Genomic DNA, 16,331 nt, shown 5'->3' with positions numbered 1-16,331 from the left:
TATGAAGATGTTTGGCCCGCGTACCATTCGCGCGAAGCTCACCCTCACGACCATGGTGGTGATGGCGGCGCTGCTTGGTGCGTTGGCCCTGATTGTTGATGTTGGGGCGCAACGTACCATCAACAACTCGATCAACGAGGATCTTCGGCAACGCGGCGAAGACTTTAGAAGCAACATCGTTCGACGCATGGAGCATCGACCAGATGCGGGCATGGGCCCCATGGGGCCACCGCCCAATGCTATGCGCTTTCAGATGCCTAAGCAGAGTGAGAACAATTCCGGTATACGGCCAAGGTTCATCTCCCTGGAAAACCAGGAACACTTCGGACCCAAGGAGTCCCCTTACGACAGTATTGGATTTCAGGCAGCGAAGAACGGCAACAAGACCTTCACAAGTGTGATCAAAGACAACGAGCCGGTGAGAATCTACAGTGCGCCGGTCATCCGTGAGGGTCGTGTGATAGGGGTAGTCCAAGTGTGCTATCCAGTAGCCGAGAGCATTCGCTCGCTCGGCAGCTTAAGGCGTTTGCTCTTGACCTTTGTCATCCCGTTAGGAGTTCTCCTATCCGGAGTCGCAAGTCTTTTCCTGGTTGAGCGGCTGATGCGTCCCCTCAGACTGATCACTCAGAATGCTGAGGCTATTGAGGCGAGCAAACTCTCAGATCGATTGCCAATCGTTGGGCAGGACGAGTTTGCACTCTTAGGAGTAACCCTTAACAACATGCTGAGTCGCGTCGAGACCGCTTTTCGTATTGAGCAAGAAACTGCGCGTCAGCTTGAGGAGACTGTGAAGCAACAGCGGCGTTTTACAGCAGATGCATCCCATGAGCTGAAAACACCACTTGCGGTCATCAAAGCGAATACCGGATTAATGCTGCATCTTTCAGGAAGCGCAGAGGAGAATCGCGAGTCGGTACAGGCCATTGACCATGCTGCTGATCGGATGAACCGATTGGTTCGAGATCTTCTCGTATTGGCTCGTACAGACGGCGGCCAGATGGCCAATCACTTTGAGCCTAACGACATTCGAGACGTCGTATCCGAAGCCCTTCAGCAAATTGCAGGTTCGTCTGAACGCGTGAGCTTAAGTTTGCCTGAGAAGCCCGTCATGTTGAATTGTTCTAAAGATGAGCTGGTACGGGTCTTCATCAATTTGGTGGACAACGCCATGAAGCACTCTGGGTCAACCGAGCCAGTAGAAGTACGCATCTCAGAAAACGGTCCAAGCATCGAAGTCTCTGTTGCTGACAAGGGTGCTGGAATCGAAGAAAAGCATCTGCCACACCTCTTCGAAAGGTTCTACAGAACCGATGGTAGTAGAACGTCTTCCACAGGTGGAACGGGATTGGGTCTGGCCATATGTAAAGGCATTGTGGAAGCCCATGGCGGTCGCATTGATGTGACGAGTGAGCCAAACGTTGCGACTGTATTCACAGTCAGCCTGCCGTTGCATCAGGTTCAAACCAAAGCCTAATGCAACTTCATCTCATCTTCATTTGATCTTCATGACACCCCTTTGGCGCATGCCAACAATTTCTTTGAGCATTCAAGGAGGTGCCTCAATTGACTATATCAAGTGCAACTAGTAGTTACAGCTACAGCCCAACGATCTCGTCCAGCACGAGTAGCTCCACACAAGCTACGAACGATCAGGATATGCAGATGCAGCCGCCAGAAGGTGCGCGTACACGCGGACCCCATGGGAAGCCCCCTAGCCAGGAGGATATGAAGGCAGCGATCGACAAGCTGAAGACGACTAATCCTGAACTAGCCGATAAGATGCAAAAGATCGGTGACAAGATGGAGGAGCTCAAGAAGAGTGGCGTGTCCCCTAAGGACGCCATGAAGCAGATCGAGAGCGAATTTGGCAAACCTACGGACAGCGAGATGAAGCAGGTGTCGGCAGCGCTCAAGAGCGTTTCGTCATCCAGCACTTCAAGCGAGTCTTCCTCTGTAGACGTCAGCAAGTTTCTGAGTAACCAGACTGAGAACAACGACATCTTGAAGATGCTGGATTCACGGCAGAAGGAGCTTCAAGCGGCCTAGAAACTACTCTCCTGTTCCACCTCAAACGCAAAGAAGCCCGGATTCATTTTGAACCCGGGCTTCTTTGTTCTGTACTCAGTTGTTTTCTTCAGAGTCGTTCGCTTTAAACGGCTTTCCAGCAAGCTCTTTCAGCTTTGCCTTCTGCTCATCGGTGAGGATCTTTCCAATCTCCTCGTTGAGTGCCTTCGTGTTCTTTTTCATCGTCGCCATGAGTTCGTCACGATCAATTTCTCCGTTTCGCATTTTCTCAAAGGCGCTGCGGTTGGCTTTCCCCTGGAGTTCTTGGAGTGACTTCAGCTTAGTTTTCTGCGCGTCGGTCAGTGCAAGGTCCTTTTGGATCTCGGGGTTCATGACCACTGAGTTTCCGTTCAGTTGGATGGAGATACCTTTGAGCCGTGTGATTTGCTCTGGAGTAAGGATCTTTTTAAGAGCCTCGCTCATCTTCTTGCGCATTGCATCCATCTGTTTTCGGAAGCCATCTGGGTTACCACCTCCGGGGCCGCCCTGTCCTCCTGGTCCACCACCGGGAGGGCCTCCTGGCTCACCGCCTGGAGGAGGACCACCCTGACCACCATCGGGCGGCGGTCCGCCCTGACCACCTCCGCCAGGACCGCCCTCTCCTCTTTGTGGCCTAAGGCTCTCGAAGAGATCGGCGATCTTCGTCTTCTGGTCGTCCGTCAATGCCAGGTCTTCTTGGACATCCGCTCTGCGGAGAAGCATCTCGGGACTTGCATTCCCCCCTGGTCCACGACCAAAGCCAGGGCCGCCCTGGCCACCAGGTCCACCACCTGGAGGCCCTCCTTGGCCGAGTGAGAATGCTGCCAGTATTGCGCAGCCAGCGACGATCAGAATCTTCTTGCTATTCATTTTCATAATCCTTGGGCGCTAAGCCTTGTTTGCTGATTTAGGTTGTCAAACCCAAATGAAGATCGAGTGAAAGAGTGTTATTCGGCCTCACCGACATACATTCGGTAGATCACGGCGGTGCTGCCCGCGTATCGCGTTTCGTAGATCTTGCCGCGGAGATCTGCCCGTTTCGCAGAACCGTCCGTAGCGGTATAGGTCACTGAACCGCGCTGCCCAGATTCGTAATAACAGCTCTTGCCACCTTGGTAAGAACCGCTCAGTTGCCGTCTTGCCCACGGACCTGCGTACACGCTCTTGGACAGGGTGTCGCTGTAAGGATTGGGCGTCACCGATGCCACGCATGCTGGGCTTGAAGCGCTACCTGTGGGAGCGGAGAGGCTTGTAAGGAAGCCCATGTCGAAGGCACCCGCATCGGAGACCATGATCATGTCTGAGATGTGTTCAATTCCAGATTGAGTGATGGACGGCACCGTGTAGACGGTCACATTCGCCGCGTCGGAAGAGGACGCTGCTCCAAATGGGCCATCGATATATGCTCCGGCTCCGTTGTTTGAGAGAGGCGTTTGAAACGCGAAGTTGCCACTCGTATCCCGGTACGCCAGGGCTGCAGCACGTGGAACCACACCAAAGTAGTTGGCTTGTTTGAATTGCTTGATAGGGCCTGCTCCGCTGACGGAAGCTTCTAGCGGGGACGTGTAGATATCTCGATTCTTGGTATACGGATAGATCGTCTCTTGCCAGGGAATAATGCCGGCTGGGTTTGTGGACAACGAGTATCCGTTACTATCTGGGTACACGCTGAGCTGCGATGCAAGTGACTCTTCGCGCACTGCCAGCGGGAACGCATCGTCGCTGTCGTTGCAGTACTGGATCGCAGCCAGCGAGATCTGCTTGAGGTTACTCAAATTTGCGGCTGCTTTAGCCGCTTCTTTAGCCTGTGCGAACACTGGAAAGAGAATCGCCGCTAGGATCGCAATGATCGCGATGACGACGAGAAGCTCAATGAGCGTGAATGCTTTCTTCATAGTTCCGTTCCTGGACCTCTTGGGTCTCTGCTATTGCCTAACAGTTCTATTCAGGAGCAGTTGAGTGAATAACTTATGAAGAAAGTAAAATCAAATATTTTTAAGCACGGTTAAACCTAGATCGCAAGTAGTATTTAGTAAGAATACGGTAGTGACCTACATAGACTAGAGTAAGTCGATGAGTCGCGCCAGCTCAAAATCAAGTGGGGAGAGTCCACCTACGTCGTGCGTGTTTACCGAGACACTCACCTTACCGTAGGTGAGCAAGAGGTCCGGGTGGTGATCGAGTTTGTCCGCAACGAAGGCCACTGCGGAAGTAAACACCACACCATCTTTGTATGAGGGGAAGGCGAATGTCTTCTGCAGCTTGTTCGCTTCGACCTTCCACCCATCCAACTTCGCGAGTTCTGATTCGATCTCATTGAGATCAAGACGTCTGTTTGTTTGAGCGGACATACCGCTAGTCTACGATGAATCACACAAAGTAGGTTAAGTGTATGATGAAATTCGTTTAATGTTGAATGAATTCAGATGAGGGCATGTTAAGCGGGGGTACCCTTTATAGCCTGCGAGCAAGTCTGAAAGGTTGCTCAAGCGAGTCCGAAAAGATGAGCAATTCCAGCGCAAAGCCAAGCAAATCGATTCTCATGGAAGCCAAAGAAGTCTTTCGAAACCCGAGTATCGACACGTTGATTCAACTCTGTGTCGAAACCGACAACTGCAAAAAAATCGCGAACGGTGCCGTCGTTGCCTATACAGGCAAGTACACAGGAAGAACGCCCAAGGACAAACACACAGTGCGCGACGCCAACTCAGAAGCGAACGTGTGGTGGGACAACAACCACGAAATGACACCTGAAGCGTTCGAGAAAATTCGCGAGAAAATCGAAGCGTATATGAAGGAGCGGAAGCTCTACGTCATTGACACGTTTGGCGGGGCCGACCCGAACCACCGAATTGCAGCACGCTTCATCGTTGAACGGCCCTATCACGCTCTCTTCATTAAGCAGCTCCTCATTCGCCCTACCGAGGAAGAGCTCGCTAGCTATGAACCCGATTGGACGATTGTGGATGCTGGGCTCTTGAGCATGGATCCTGCTGTCGATCCGGTCAGTGGAGATGCGGTGATCGCACTCAACATGACCACCCAGGAAGTTCTTATCGCTGGCACTCAGTACGCGGGCGAGATGAAGAAGTCGGTGTTCACCATCATGAACTACTTGCTTCCGCTGAAGGGTGTGCTGAGCATGCACTGCTCCGCGAATATTGGTGATGACGGACACACAGCTCTTTTCTTCGGTTTGAGCGGAACAGGCAAGACGACACTTTCGGCCGACCATGACCGCCACCTTATCGGCGACGACGAGCACGGCTGGACAGACCAAGGCGTATTCAACATTGAGGGCGGCTGCTACGCGAAGTGCATTAAGCTAAGCCCCGAAGGTGAGCCAGAGATCTACGCGGCGATTAGAGACGGCGCCGTGCTTGAAAACGTGGTGCTCAAGGACGACGGCACGCCAGACTACGACGATGCAAGTCTTACTGAAAATACGCGTGCAGCGTATCCGATTGAGTACATCGCCAACGCGGTGCACCCAAGTGTGGGCGGGCACCCCAGCGACATCGTTTTCCTAACTTGCGACGCTCTCGGCGTGCTCCCGCCAATTTCGAGGCTCACTCCCGAGCAGGCAATGTACCACTTCCTGAACGGATACACCGCAAAGGTCGCTGGAACTGAAGCAGGTGTTACCGAGCCAACCGTAGTGTTCTCCACCTGCTTCGGCGCACCATTCCTTCCGCTACCACCAAAGGTATATGCAGAGCTTCTTCGAAAGAAGATCAATCAGCACGGAAGCAAAGTGTGGCTCGTCAATACAGGCTGGACCGGTGGCCCCGCAGGCACGGGGCATCGTATGGCGCTTAAGCACACACGAGCGATGCTCCGTGCTGCATTCTCAGGAAAGCTTGACCAGGTCCAGTTCGATACTGAAGAAGTATTTGGACTCCACGTACCAACCGAGTGCCCAGATGTTCCGTCGGAGATTTTAAATCCGCGTGGAACATGGGCGGACCCAGCCGCCTACGATGCAAAAGCGCACGAGCTGAAGGCGATGTTCGATAAGAACGCCAAGCAATACGCCTAGCGGTTGCTGGTTTTTAAAACGAAGGCGGGTGAACTTAATGTTCACCCGCTATACTTTTGGGCTAATGCGATACTACGTGCTTGGTGACGGTGGCCAAAAGTATGGACCAGTCGACGAAATCACACTTCAGCAATGGGTTGACGAGAACCGGATTACTCCTTCTACGATGCTCCAGTCAGAAATGAGCTCGGCCACGATTGCCGCAAGCGCGCTTCCATCCCTTAGATTTGCCAACGCTACAGTGGCTCCTCCGATGCAGTCGAACTACCCTCGACAGCCATTCGCACCGACATCTCACCAGACAGGATATGTGGCTCAGGGCAACGTGGACAACGGCACTAAGGATCTCATCCTGGCGTTCGTGATGGTGGTTATCGCCTTTGCAAGCACGTTCGTAGGGCTTCTTGGACTCTTGTTTGGCGGAATCGGAATACGTGCTGGACTGCGTGCAACCGAGAAGGGACAGCCTATTGGATACGTACCAGTGGTGCTTTGTGTCTTAGTTATCTGCTTTGGCCTTTATCTACGATTTGCCACTCATGTCCCTGTCGATCCAACAACTCGCTGAGGCGAAGGGCTGACCATCACTTGAAGTAGGGCTATCCTTAAGTTGAGACCAAGATGCGCTACTACGTGCTGGCTGATGATGGAAACCGGTATGGACCGGCTGATGTGCCGACTCTGAATCAATGGATTCTTGAGGGCCGGCTCTTGCCGAGCCACTTCGTCGTAGCGGAGTTGTCGCAGGATAAAATTCTTGCGACAGCGATTCCTGGGCTGATGTTTCCGGTACGCGCCCCGTCTGGTCCTGGTTATCAGCAAATGCCTTACGGGGGGCCTCAGCAACCTTATCAGGCATACCATCCTCAATCTCACCTCCCTGCTGTGCAACCAGGTTTGAAAGAGTTGAATGCCGCGTGGGTGCTTGGAGCGCTGAGCATTCTGTTTGGACTCGGATGCGGACTAGGGTTTCTCCTTGGCATCATTGGCCTACTCTTCGCGAGTCAGGCAAACGCCGCAGGAAACCGTCAAGCTAAGACAGCTATGTTGCTGTGCCTGATCGGTATTTGTCTACCGCTTCTTCCATTTGTGCGGGGCTTCCTCCCGTTCTAAAGGCTTTAGCCGGTCTTTTTGAACACCAGTTTGATAGAGCCGATCGGCGTTTCCTGTTCTACCAGCCCGGTGCCGTCGCCCCTGAGTTCGATGGATAGAGGGATGCCTTTACCTTCTGGCTTCAACTGAAGTTTGTTTTGTTCCAGTGTCCAGGTTCCCTTCTGAGCAGCAGTAACGATCAACTGATATGTGTGATCTGCCCGCACCTTCAAAACTGCTGAACTCAGAAATTTTTGAGCAGCCTCTGGGAGCTCACCCAACTTCTCGTTTGCCTTGTTCGTAGCGCCTGGTTCTACGGACCAAACACCGACAACTTGATCTTCCACACTCGTTGCGCAGCCAGAAACAAGAATTCCCGCAAATAGAGTGAAAAGGCTCAGGCGAATAACGTTCACGATATCATTCAACTCCCCGGTTTGATGTCGGGTTCCTCAGATAGTCCAATGTCCTTGTTACATTCTGGCAAGTAAAGGGGCAATATAGAGGTTGTATGCGTACGATGAGATTGGCCTATTTGGCTCTGGTTTGCTGCTCTAGTGTTGTCGCCCAAGCACAAGGTGATCCCGAAACAATCAATAGGATCATCAACGAGGGCAAACACCACAACCAGGTGATGAAGCGATTGGATCACCTCACTCATGAAATTGGACCTCGCGTCACAAGTTCGCCTCAGCTGGCTAAGGCTCAACAATGGGCCATGAGCGAGTTTAGGAAGTACGGCTGCACGAATGTTCACTTAGAAAAGTGGGGCGATGCGCCGGTCGGTTTTGAGCGAGGTCCTCGTCAAATCGGTCGTATGGTGGAGCCATTCGAGTCCCCCATCGGATTTACAACGATGAACTGGACCAACGGCACCAACGGGTTAGTGCGCGGTGAGGCAATCGCTTGCCCGACAACACTGGCCGAAGTCGAAAAAATGCAGTCGAAGTTGAAGGGCGCCTGGGTGATTATGCCAAGCGGCGCGACCATGCGCGGACCGGGGCTAGTCCAAGAAGACGATCTGAAAAGGGCCATCGACCGGGCTGGAATTGCTGGACGGATTTTTGGCTTTAGGGACGAGCGTCTCTACTCCCACGGGAACTGGCGAGACAAGACTTACGAGAAGCACTCGAAAGACGTGTCCGTATGCGTTCGCAAGTCGGACTTCGATCGCATCAGTAGGAATCTCTCTTTTGGACGCAAGACGGTCTTGGAATTCGATATCGAGAATCGTTGGATCAAAGGCCCTGTGCCCCTGTACAATGTCGTCGCCGACATCAAGGGTTCTGAGAAACCCGATGAAATGGTGATCGTCTGTGGGCACTTGGATTCTTGGAACTCGCCCGGTTCGCAAGGGGCATGTGATAACGGCACGGGTTCAGTAGTCACCATCGAAGCCGCACGGATTTTGGCAGCAGCCAAGGCAAAACCGAAACGCACGATACGGTTTATTCTTTGGTCCGGCGAAGAGCAGGGGTTGCTTGGCTCCCAAGGCTATGTCAAGCAGCACACTGAGGACTACAAAGGCATCAGCGCCGTTCTGAACGATGACGGCGGAACCAACTATCAGGGCGGTTACGAAGGCATTGCCTCGCAGAAAGCCATGATGGAAGCTGCGTTCGCCCCGACTGTCAAGGCATTTCCCGATATGCCTCAGGTGTTCCGAACCACCTCGCGCATGCCAGCCGGCGGTTCCAGCGACCACGCTCCCTTCAACATGGTGGGTGTGCCTGGCTTCTTCACCATTGAGACAGGTCGCGCTGACTACGGGTTTGTTTGGCACACTCAAAACGATCGCTACGAGTATGCGATCCCTGAGTATCTTGTGCAGTCCAGCACGAACCATGCTGTTGTTTCGTACAACCTGGCATGTGCAGACACTTTGCTTCCTCGTGAAGTTAAAGGGGAAGTGAAGGCCGCCTCAGTTCAGTCGAAGCCTGTTGGAGCTGATCGTGTTTACCAGAACCCTGAAGACGCGGACTCCCATGATCATGACGACGATTACGTTCTGTTCCGGTTGGATGCAGCCAAGCGAGCACTTAGCTTCCTGCTCAGCGCAGGACTGTAATATCCGAAAACACTCCCTCAACGTCTCCTTAGAGGACGTTGAGGGAGAACAAGAACTAGATCGCTAGCTTCTTCTTTCGGTGTATCCACATCAGTAATCCCGTGACCCAAAGGCATGTAGGGATTAGACCAGCGATCGTGTAAAGGATTCGCGAGAGAGATCCGCCGTATTGCCCCAAGTGCAACTCCGTCCAGACCGCTCTTGCGAGGTGTCCTGGCGATTCCTCGCTCTTGAGGGTGTTCTCTATCAACTTTCCGTTAGTCGGATCGATGACAACTGCGCCAGAACGTAGTAGTCCGAGTCCCGGACGCTCGAACGTCACGGTCAATGGAGTACCTGCTTTTTTAGGCAAGCTCACAAACAGAATGTTGCCATCGCCCACATACTGTTTGGACCGCTCGTACAGTTCATCTAGCGCGAGAGGTTTACCAACCGTCGCTTTCACTGGCTGCTCCTCTTTAGCGTGGGCAATCTTATTGATGGAGTTCTCAATACTCGACTTTGTGATGGAATTGAGACTCATCAAGAACCCTGTAAATGCCAACAGCAACATCGGTGTCAAAGCATAAAACCCAAACACGTTGTGAAGATCGCGAGCTAATCGATGTGGAGGACTTTTCAACTTTGCTCTGATTCGATTGCGAAACTGCCCAACCGTTTTGGGCCACCACAGCCACAAGCCAGATAGAACCGCACCCAATGCAAAGAACGTGAGGGCACAAGTAGCAATGAGTCCAAGAGGCCCACGCAACAGGTTCGCATGCGCAGCTTGGATCCAGCCCATTGCTGTTTGAGGGCGATAGACCTCGGCCAAGAGCTTTCCATTTCGCGGATCGACCACCGCAAATTTCGGATCGAAGGCATTTGACTTATTCGGGACGATCCAGATGTAATACGGATAGATCGAAGAAGGAGCAATGAACCTTGTCAGCTGTCCCCGGGGAATCTCTGGGTGGAGCGCCTGGACGGTTGCCAGGCTGACCGAAGGCGGCACCATTGCCTCCGTCGATTGAGCTCCAACGCCCACTCTCATTTCCAGTTCTTTGGGAATCAGCACCGGATTCCAAGCTAGAACCGCACCCGTCAACCCGACAAACGCGAACCAAACTCCAAAGATGAGACCCGACCACAGGTGTACGAAATAGACCAGCTTTCGAAAACGCACTCTCAACAGTTCGCTCTCTCAGTTCCCAGGTTTGGTCAAGAGGAAATAGGAGTCCTCGGCACAATCGCCATTTGCTGTCTTGGCTGCACAGTTGTCGTAGGGGTATTTCGGATCGATCAGATCTCCGACCTGGTTTTTCGTTTCGTTGGCTACGTTCTTTACGAAGCTCACCTTGAGCGATTTAGCGTGTCCGTCGAGCCAAGAAACATTGCTGCTACCTCCATGTCGACCGTGAATGGATGTGTATCGAGTCACCCCTAAAGAGGGAGATACGGCGTATACAACACGATTCAAAGTGGCGTCTCTATACCGCGCGGTATCTGTCACGAAGATCGTGTCCGCAACTCGCTCCACCGAGGACCCACTCACACCGAGCCAGTTCACATTGTCCGAGGTTATGGCCAAGTTGAAATTGATGCCGTAAGCAAATAGACCGAATGGAGCTGGAATGCCCGCGGCGACTGGGCAGTCCGAGATTCCAAAATTCTTCGTGTATGGGTAGAGCGGTCCGCCACTCGGGATCGAAGTGGTCCCTCCATTTTTTGTCTCAAGCAGACCCACCCAGTACTGATATTGATAGTTCGAAGCGCTTGTGTAGGACACCCTCAGTGCTGGTGGAACAATGTAGTCGTCATTGTCAGACTGGTACATCGTGTTGGCAATTCCGAGCTGCTTCACATTGCTGAGGCACTGCGATTTCTTTGCTGCAGCCTTTGCCTGTGCAAATACGGGGAATAGAATCGCTCCGAGAATAGCGATGATCGCAATGACGACGAGAAGTTCAATGAGCGTGAAAGCAGACCGTCTTTTCATGGGTGAAACGATACTGGACAGTTTCGTCTAGATTAATCAATCTTAAGCTTTTAGTCTCATCAAAAATCCACACAAATAAGTCAAGTTTGACAAGCAGACAAATAATTTATGCTTTGCTGATGTTCCTAGGCGCTCGGGTTCCTTTAACTTAATCCGAGCTGCTTCTAGTACAATCTCCTCACCTGCAACGGAGCCGGTCTCGAAGCCTCGTTGTGCCTGGTGAAACATCGTGCAACCAACCCGAGAAGAGTATCTATATTTCTCCCTTCCTGAGAAGTTGCTTTTTTACGTGCTCGTCTTTGCCAGCCTTGGCTACATGTTCTGGCAGATCGCGCAGCGTGTGAAGCTGTGGCAGCAGGGGCGCCCTATCAGTTGGGAAACGCTCCGCGGAGGGAAACAGTACTGGCTACCAACTGCATCGGGTGTCAAGAAGTGGCTGCATAACATTCTAGTGTTTGTGATCGGCCAGAAGAAGGTTCGATCCAGCCGTAAAACCAGCGGCGCACCGATGCACCTTGCGATCTTTTATGGTTTCCTGACTCTCTTCATTGCCACAACCCTTCTCGGCATCAATACCTACTCACCCATCAAGTTTCACAAGGGCACCTACTACCTTGTCTATGAGATGACTGCCGATATCATGGGGGCAGTGTTCTTGGTTGGCTTGCTGTGGGCGATGGTTCGCCGCTACTCGATGACCAAGCGAGAGTTGGGCAAAGCGACGATTGCTGAAGAGACTCACACCGCAGAAGGGGCAGCACTTGCTCAGCGGCAAACTGACCTCGGGCGGCGTAAGCCGATCACGACCTGGGCGTCGGACTATTGGGCTCTCGGCTTACTCTTTCTGCTTGGTGTAACGGGATACGAGTTGGAAGCTGCTCGAATGTCGGTCAATCCGCACGACTTCGACTGGTCGGCCCCAGTTGGTCATTGGATTTCGCAACTTCAGGGTGATTGGAGCGGCCTCGGCAACAAAGAGCTTCTATACAAATCGATCTGGTGGTTCCACGCATTCTGGGTGTTCGTGTTCTTTGCGGTCCTACCCAAGATGCGGATCCGACACATTATCCTTGCGATCTTCACTATCGCTGGCAAGCCCGAACAACCCATGGGCGAGCTGAAGATGATCACCATGGAGGAGGTCGAGCAGACAGAACAGATTGGCGCTAAGCTCACCAAAGACTTCTCCAGATGGCACTTACTTTCGGTGGATGCCTGCATGGAGTGCGGTCGCTGCACAGAAGTCTGCCCGGCTTGGAACGTAGGCAAGGTCCTCAACCCTAAACAAGTGGTCCAGGACGTGCGCTCGGCTATGGAGAGTGGAGAAGAGCTTGCTCCTAGAATCAGTGAGGAAGCACTTTGGGGCTGCACCACTTGCAATGCATGTGTGGAAGCTTGTCCAGTTCACATACGGCACGTGGATATCATTGTAGATGTACGTCGCAACCTCGTCAGCGAGGGCAAACTGTCTGGTTCGGCAGCGACGATGCTACGTCAGACAGCTTCTACTTCCAACGCATGGGGAGCTTCTGCTTCAAATCGCGAAGACTGGATGAAAGACATGGACATCCCTCTCTGTCGAGATGGAGTCGAGTTCGATATCTTGTTCTGGGTGGGCTGCGCTGGTGCCACCGACCCTGGCGCGATGAAGACGACCAAAGCAGTTGCGGAACTATTGAAAAAGGCGGGCGTCAAATTTGCATGTCTCGGCAAGGAAGAGGCCTGTACCGGCGACCCTGCTCGAAGAGTGGGCGAAGAGTTCCTGTTCCAGGAAAAGGCTGGCCACAATGTGAGCGTTTTCCAGAAGTACGGCGTGAAGAAAGTGGTCACGGCATGCCCCCACTGCATGAACACTTTCAAGAACGAGTACCAACAATTTGATGCCGAGTTGGAGGTGTACCACCACTCACAACTTCTGCAGCAGTTAGTTTCGAAGGGCGCTTTGCTGGCAGCAAAGCCCAACAAGGGTTCGACAGTCTTCCATGATCCTTGTTACCTAGGACGCGTAAATGACGAGTCCGAGGCTCCTCGCGAAATCCTCGGAGGTGATCTCGTTGAGCCCGAGAACAGAGGCAAAAAGACGCTTTGCTGCGGCGCTGGAGGCGGACGTATGTGGATGGAAGAAGCAGCGACTCAGCGCCCCAGCAATAGACGCGCAGAAGAATTGGTCGCGACAGGGGCAGACACTGTGGCTGTTGGATGCCCGTTCTGCCGCATTATGCTCGGCGACAGTTTGAAGCAAGTCAAACCCAATGATGAGATTCGATTATTGGACCTCGCTGAGATGTTGCAGGAAGCGAACTCAAAGTGACGTCGAAATCGTCTAGGATGGCAGAGTGATTGTTGGGCTAGGCATGGATCTGGTGGAGATACCGCGGATTGCGAAGGCGATGGAGCGGAAGGGTTTCGTTGATCGGATTCTTACCCCGAGAGAACGTGAGTTCTGTCTTACGGTTCAGCAAGTTGCTGGGCGTTGGGCGGCCAAAGAGGCGATAGCTAAAGCTGTCGGTCTGCACTTAACCTGGCAGCAAGTGGAGATTCTTCCCGATGAACTGGGGGTTCCAACAGCTCGCATCGACTCTGAGAGATACGATCCAGGCCGATTGAGAATTCACGTGACGATTACGCATGAGCGAAACATGGCTGCCGCGGTCGCTATCTTGGAAAGGAAAGTCTTTCAGGCACCCGCAGTTTAGTTACCCGCAAGAGCCTTCTCGGTAAAAGCACCTCGGTTGACTCCATTTTCGCGTACGATCCAGTCGACAATATCTTCTTTCTTGAAGGTCACTGTTTCGCCAATGTGGTGCTCTCGCATCGCTATTGGCTCTTGGTCTAACTTGCCACTGAACTCTTTTCCGCTGATGACGGGGCTCTTCACCCACAGGTACTCCGGCCCTTCTTTGGTGGTGAACCTCACCTTTAATGCAAATCGCTTGCCTGGAGAGGCTGCTTGAAGATCTTTCAGAACGGGTTCCAATGAATCTTGGGCCTCTTTGATTGCCGCTTGGAGCCTCGGATTTTCCCCATTCACGCGAATCACTTCTTTAGGTTTTGCCGATGCCAGGAAGGAAATCCCAACCCACGCGAGCATGAGGGCGATAAACGCCAACAGAAGGCGAGGAATCCACTTCTTCATACCTTTAATCTTAGACGACTATTGGCAACAACACCCAGTGGGGCAACCCATAATTCTTGGGACTTGCTTTCTAGAAACATGCACAGTAGCTCATGTCTTTGCTGCGCAATTTCATCTCGTAGACTCCCGAACCGAACGATTGTCCAAGCAGGTGGCAGTGTGGCCAGTTCGCGCAACCAAGACTCGAACTGGGGTTCGGTGAAAGTAGTGACATCTACGGAGTACAGTCCGTTCATGTCAGTAATGGAACCGTTTTCCCTTTTGCGAGCGACGGGAAACATCTTGCTGACAATTGTTCCGTAGTCCCCGCCTGCACACATGGATTCATCTCCAGGATACGCGAAAGAGTCAGCCGGTTCATCGAACTGGTCGATTAAGAACTCCTGCGTCATGTGCAAGTCTTGTTCGACCATTTTGAGTGTCCAGTTGAGAAGGTTGCCTTCGTCGGTGACTCCAAAGAGAGAGCCATTACCGATTTCATGTCCACGGGATGGCATCGTCTTCCATTCCGCAATATTCCGAAGGACGGCAGGCGCATTAACGTAAAACGTCCCTTGCAATTGATACCTTTCCAGCGCGAAGACTGCTACCGAAAGATGGTCAGGCAGCGCTCCATCGTAGGTCAAGCTCACAGCAGGCCTCAGAGAGCTGTCGGTACCTCGCGAGGAATCTAATACTCGCAGGTCGGATACTGGATCATTCGCCATATTCTGCCCAAGACGAGGGTGTTTCCCAAACCCGAATACGTTCTAGCTTAACCGAGTCTGGAGAAATTGCGTACGGACCTTCCGAAAACCCACTCAGAAACACATTTTTTACGTGGTCATAAATGTCTTTCGCAATCACTTCTGTACTAGGTTCGGTGTTCTGAAACACGATAAGTGCTTCTTCAGGATAGATCTCCTGCAAATACTTTAGCGAAGGATCTTCAGAATTGATTGCCATCGAGTGATCGTATCGATCTATATAACTCTTAAGTGCTAATTTTAGAGCTTTGAAATCGACAAGCATCCCATGGCTGTCGAGTTGATCCCCGGACACAACTACCTCAATCGTTCGGGTATGTCCGTGTGGAAAGCGACATCGTTCTGGATGCTTGCTGAGCATATGTCCACTCTCAACGGTAAACGTCTTACATACTCGGAATTTGGGCACTTCACCAAGTGTACTGAGTTCAATGCTTGAGAAGCCCTATGGAGTTATGCAGGTTTCTAAACTAGGCGTAACGCCTCGGTCATTTGAGCGTCGGTCTTTGTGAAGACCGCAGTGCCTTGATGTGGTCGCCCCAAAGGTCCCTTTTTCTTGGTTTCATCTACTATGATGAAACCAAGTTGTTTTATTGTCTCTGTTAACACTCACATACCCATTCGATTGTTAAATCCGCCATCCCAATTTTCTCTGGTCTTTTCAGCGTTGACCACCTCTTTCGTTTACTGTGCTCCTGCAACAGTGGGCCAGTCGTCAACTGCTAAGCAAAAGTGAAAAAGAAAGCGGCCCCCTGAAATTCGTCCCAGTACATCGCTAGGATTGGAACGGTTTCGCACGCAACGCCAAAACCCACTAGAGAAACGGCGTCTTTCCCCTCTAAAGCCTAGATCTCTGTGGGAAGCGACCGCTCTGTCCATGCGGTCCACCCGCCGGCCATGCTGCGCACTTGATTGAAACCCATCTCCTGAAGAACCCTTGCAGCGAGCGCGCTTCGGTGCCCGCCGCCGCAGTAGCAGAGGATTTGCTGGGTGCGATCTTGCATCCGCTCGTCGCGTTTGTAGTGCTCAAGATCCGCTTTGACTTCTAGGAAACCGCGAGGGATATTGATCGCACCGGGAATGTGCCCTGCCTCGTACTCCTCGGGCTCTCTAACATCCAGCACTACCCATTGCCCCGTCTCGCGCATCTCGTTAGTTTGCTCAGGAGTCACCTCTTGTACATGCTCCAAGGCTGCATCCACGAAATCCTTCAAGCTCTTCATGTTCTA

18 protein-coding genes are annotated in these 16,331 nt (G+C 52.4%); 8 read left to right on the top strand and 10 right to left on the bottom strand.

Annotated elements, in window-relative coordinates; translation table 11 throughout:
• The first annotated feature begins 7 nt into the window (after positions 1 to 7).
• Entirely contained in the window at positions 8 to 1,474 is a 1,467-nt protein-coding gene (locus ACZ51B_RS11120; RefSeq protein ID WP_464293397.1) for a sensor histidine kinase, read from the top strand.
• A gap of 89 nt (positions 1,475 to 1,563) precedes the next feature.
• Positions 1,564 to 2,046, top strand: a complete 483-nt coding sequence (locus tag ACZ51B_RS11115) for a hypothetical protein (protein ID WP_464293396.1) — start codon at positions 1,564 to 1,566, stop codon at positions 2,044 to 2,046.
• Positions 2,047 to 2,121: 75 nt separating this feature from the next.
• On the opposite strand, the gene ACZ51B_RS11110 is transcribed toward ACZ51B_RS11115, so the two are convergent.
• From ACZ51B_RS11110 to ACZ51B_RS11100, 3 genes are all read right to left on the bottom strand, one after another.
• Positions 2,122 to 2,919: a hypothetical protein gene (locus ACZ51B_RS11110; protein ID WP_464293395.1), complete on the bottom strand. Its 798-nt coding sequence runs from the start codon at positions 2,917 to 2,919 to the stop codon at positions 2,122 to 2,124.
• Between the two features lie 71 nt (positions 2,920 to 2,990).
• A complete protein-coding gene (locus tag ACZ51B_RS11105; protein WP_464293394.1) occupies positions 2,991 to 3,938 on the bottom strand; it encodes a prepilin-type N-terminal cleavage/methylation domain-containing protein in 948 nt (315 codons plus the stop codon).
• Between the two features lie 165 nt (positions 3,939 to 4,103).
• Positions 4,104 to 4,394: a 4a-hydroxytetrahydrobiopterin dehydratase gene (locus tag ACZ51B_RS11100; RefSeq protein ID WP_464293393.1), complete on the bottom strand. Its 291-nt coding sequence runs from the start codon at positions 4,392 to 4,394 to the stop codon at positions 4,104 to 4,106.
• Between the two features lie 152 nt (positions 4,395 to 4,546).
• On the opposite strand from ACZ51B_RS11100, the gene pckA reads away from it, so the two are divergent.
• The 3 genes from pckA to ACZ51B_RS11085 are packed head-to-tail and all read left to right on the top strand — an operon-like array spanning position 4,547 to position 7,195.
• Complete coding sequence (gene pckA / locus ACZ51B_RS11095) at positions 4,547 to 6,082, top strand: phosphoenolpyruvate carboxykinase (ATP) (protein WP_464293392.1); 1,536 nt, start codon at positions 4,547 to 4,549, stop codon at positions 6,080 to 6,082.
• A 37-nt stretch (positions 6,083 to 6,119) separates the two neighbouring features.
• Positions 6,120 to 6,650, top strand: a complete 531-nt coding sequence (locus tag ACZ51B_RS11090; protein ID WP_464293391.1) for a hypothetical protein — start codon at positions 6,120 to 6,122, stop codon at positions 6,648 to 6,650.
• A gap of 53 nt (positions 6,651 to 6,703) precedes the next feature.
• The gene (locus tag ACZ51B_RS11085; protein WP_464293390.1) at positions 6,704 to 7,195 is read left to right on the top strand and encodes a hypothetical protein; all 492 of its coding nucleotides are present in this window, start codon (positions 6,704 to 6,706) and stop codon (positions 7,193 to 7,195) included.
• 5 nt (positions 7,196 to 7,200) lie between these two features.
• On the opposite strand, the gene ACZ51B_RS11080 is transcribed toward ACZ51B_RS11085, so the two are convergent.
• The gene (locus ACZ51B_RS11080; RefSeq protein ID WP_464293389.1) at positions 7,201 to 7,590 is read right to left on the bottom strand and encodes a hypothetical protein; all 390 of its coding nucleotides are present in this window, start codon (positions 7,588 to 7,590) and stop codon (positions 7,201 to 7,203) included.
• 104 nt (positions 7,591 to 7,694) lie between these two features.
• On the opposite strand from ACZ51B_RS11080, the gene ACZ51B_RS11075 reads away from it, so the two are divergent.
• A complete protein-coding gene (locus ACZ51B_RS11075; RefSeq protein WP_464293388.1) occupies positions 7,695 to 9,242 on the top strand; it encodes a M20/M25/M40 family metallo-hydrolase in 1,548 nt (515 codons plus the stop codon).
• A gap of 55 nt (positions 9,243 to 9,297) precedes the next feature.
• On the opposite strand, the gene ACZ51B_RS11070 is transcribed toward ACZ51B_RS11075, so the two are convergent.
• Together ACZ51B_RS11070 and ACZ51B_RS11065 are read right to left on the bottom strand one after the other, a co-directional pair.
• Positions 9,298 to 10,407 (bottom strand): PepSY-associated TM helix domain-containing protein, encoded by a 1,110-nt coding sequence (locus ACZ51B_RS11070; RefSeq protein WP_464297181.1) that lies wholly within the window; start codon positions 10,405 to 10,407, stop codon positions 9,298 to 9,300.
• Positions 10,408 to 10,425: 18 nt separating this feature from the next.
• The gene (locus tag ACZ51B_RS11065) at positions 10,426 to 11,220 is read right to left on the bottom strand and encodes a prepilin-type N-terminal cleavage/methylation domain-containing protein (protein ID WP_464293387.1); all 795 of its coding nucleotides are present in this window, start codon (positions 11,218 to 11,220) and stop codon (positions 10,426 to 10,428) included.
• 229 nt (positions 11,221 to 11,449) lie between these two features.
• Between ACZ51B_RS11065 and ACZ51B_RS11060 the strand changes: the two genes are divergently transcribed.
• Together ACZ51B_RS11060 and acpS are read left to right on the top strand one after the other, a co-directional pair.
• The gene (locus ACZ51B_RS11060; protein WP_464293386.1) at positions 11,450 to 13,531 is read left to right on the top strand and encodes a (Fe-S)-binding protein; all 2,082 of its coding nucleotides are present in this window, start codon (positions 11,450 to 11,452) and stop codon (positions 13,529 to 13,531) included.
• 25 nt (positions 13,532 to 13,556) lie between these two features.
• The gene (gene acpS, locus ACZ51B_RS11055; protein ID WP_464293385.1) at positions 13,557 to 13,916 is read left to right on the top strand and encodes a holo-ACP synthase; all 360 of its coding nucleotides are present in this window, start codon (positions 13,557 to 13,559) and stop codon (positions 13,914 to 13,916) included.
• On the opposite strand, the gene ACZ51B_RS11050 is transcribed toward acpS, so the two are convergent.
• From ACZ51B_RS11050 to ACZ51B_RS11035, 4 genes are all read right to left on the bottom strand, one after another.
• On the bottom strand, positions 13,913 to 14,356 hold the full coding sequence (locus ACZ51B_RS11050) for a DUF2314 domain-containing protein (RefSeq protein WP_464293384.1): 444 nt from the start codon (positions 14,354 to 14,356) through the stop codon (positions 13,913 to 13,915). The two genes, acpS and ACZ51B_RS11050, sit on opposite strands and share 4 nt — an antisense overlap.
• On the bottom strand, positions 14,353 to 14,988 hold the full coding sequence (locus tag ACZ51B_RS11045) for a polysaccharide deacetylase family protein (RefSeq protein WP_464293383.1): 636 nt from the start codon (positions 14,986 to 14,988) through the stop codon (positions 14,353 to 14,355). Before ACZ51B_RS11045 ends, ACZ51B_RS11050 begins: the two co-directional genes overlap by 4 nt.
• Positions 14,989 to 15,052: 64 nt before the next feature.
• Entirely contained in the window at positions 15,053 to 15,511 is a 459-nt protein-coding gene (locus tag ACZ51B_RS11040) for a 6-pyruvoyl trahydropterin synthase family protein (RefSeq protein ID WP_464293382.1), read from the bottom strand.
• A gap of 436 nt (positions 15,512 to 15,947) precedes the next feature.
• On the bottom strand, positions 15,948 to 16,325 hold the full coding sequence (locus ACZ51B_RS11035) for a rhodanese-like domain-containing protein (RefSeq protein WP_464293381.1): 378 nt from the start codon (positions 16,323 to 16,325) through the stop codon (positions 15,948 to 15,950).
• Between the last annotated feature and the right edge of the window lie 6 nt (positions 16,326 to 16,331).

The organism is Fimbriimonas sp. LA-C6 (genome assembly GCF_055398105.1).
This window is presented reverse-complemented; position numbering and strand designations above follow the sequence as displayed.

Coding starts and splice junctions, on each gene's coding strand:
- ACZ51B_RS11120 (WP_464293397.1), top strand. CDS start 8: ATGTTTGGCCCGCGTACCATTCGCGCGAAGCTCACCCTCACGACCATG.
- ACZ51B_RS11110 (WP_464293395.1), bottom strand. CDS start 2,919: ATGAAAATGAATAGCAAGAAGATTCTGATCGTCGCTGGCTGCGCAATA.
- ACZ51B_RS11105 (WP_464293394.1), bottom strand. CDS start 3,938: ATGAAGAAAGCATTCACGCTCATTGAGCTTCTCGTCGTCATCGCGATC.
- ACZ51B_RS11100 (WP_464293393.1), bottom strand. CDS start 4,394: ATGTCCGCTCAAACAAACAGACGTCTTGATCTCAATGAGATCGAATCA.
- pckA (WP_464293392.1), top strand. CDS start 4,547: ATGAGCAATTCCAGCGCAAAGCCAAGCAAATCGATTCTCATGGAAGCC.
- ACZ51B_RS11090 (WP_464293391.1), top strand. CDS start 6,120: ATGTTCACCCGCTATACTTTTGGGCTAATGCGATACTACGTGCTTGGT.
- ACZ51B_RS11085 (WP_464293390.1), top strand. CDS start 6,704: ATGCGCTACTACGTGCTGGCTGATGATGGAAACCGGTATGGACCGGCT.
- ACZ51B_RS11075 (WP_464293388.1), top strand. CDS start 7,695: ATGAGATTGGCCTATTTGGCTCTGGTTTGCTGCTCTAGTGTTGTCGCC.
- ACZ51B_RS11065 (WP_464293387.1), bottom strand. CDS start 11,220: ATGAAAAGACGGTCTGCTTTCACGCTCATTGAACTTCTCGTCGTCATT.
- ACZ51B_RS11050 (WP_464293384.1), bottom strand. CDS start 14,356: ATGAAGAAGTGGATTCCTCGCCTTCTGTTGGCGTTTATCGCCCTCATG.
- ACZ51B_RS11035 (WP_464293381.1), bottom strand. CDS start 16,325: ATGAAGAGCTTGAAGGATTTCGTGGATGCAGCCTTGGAGCATGTACAA.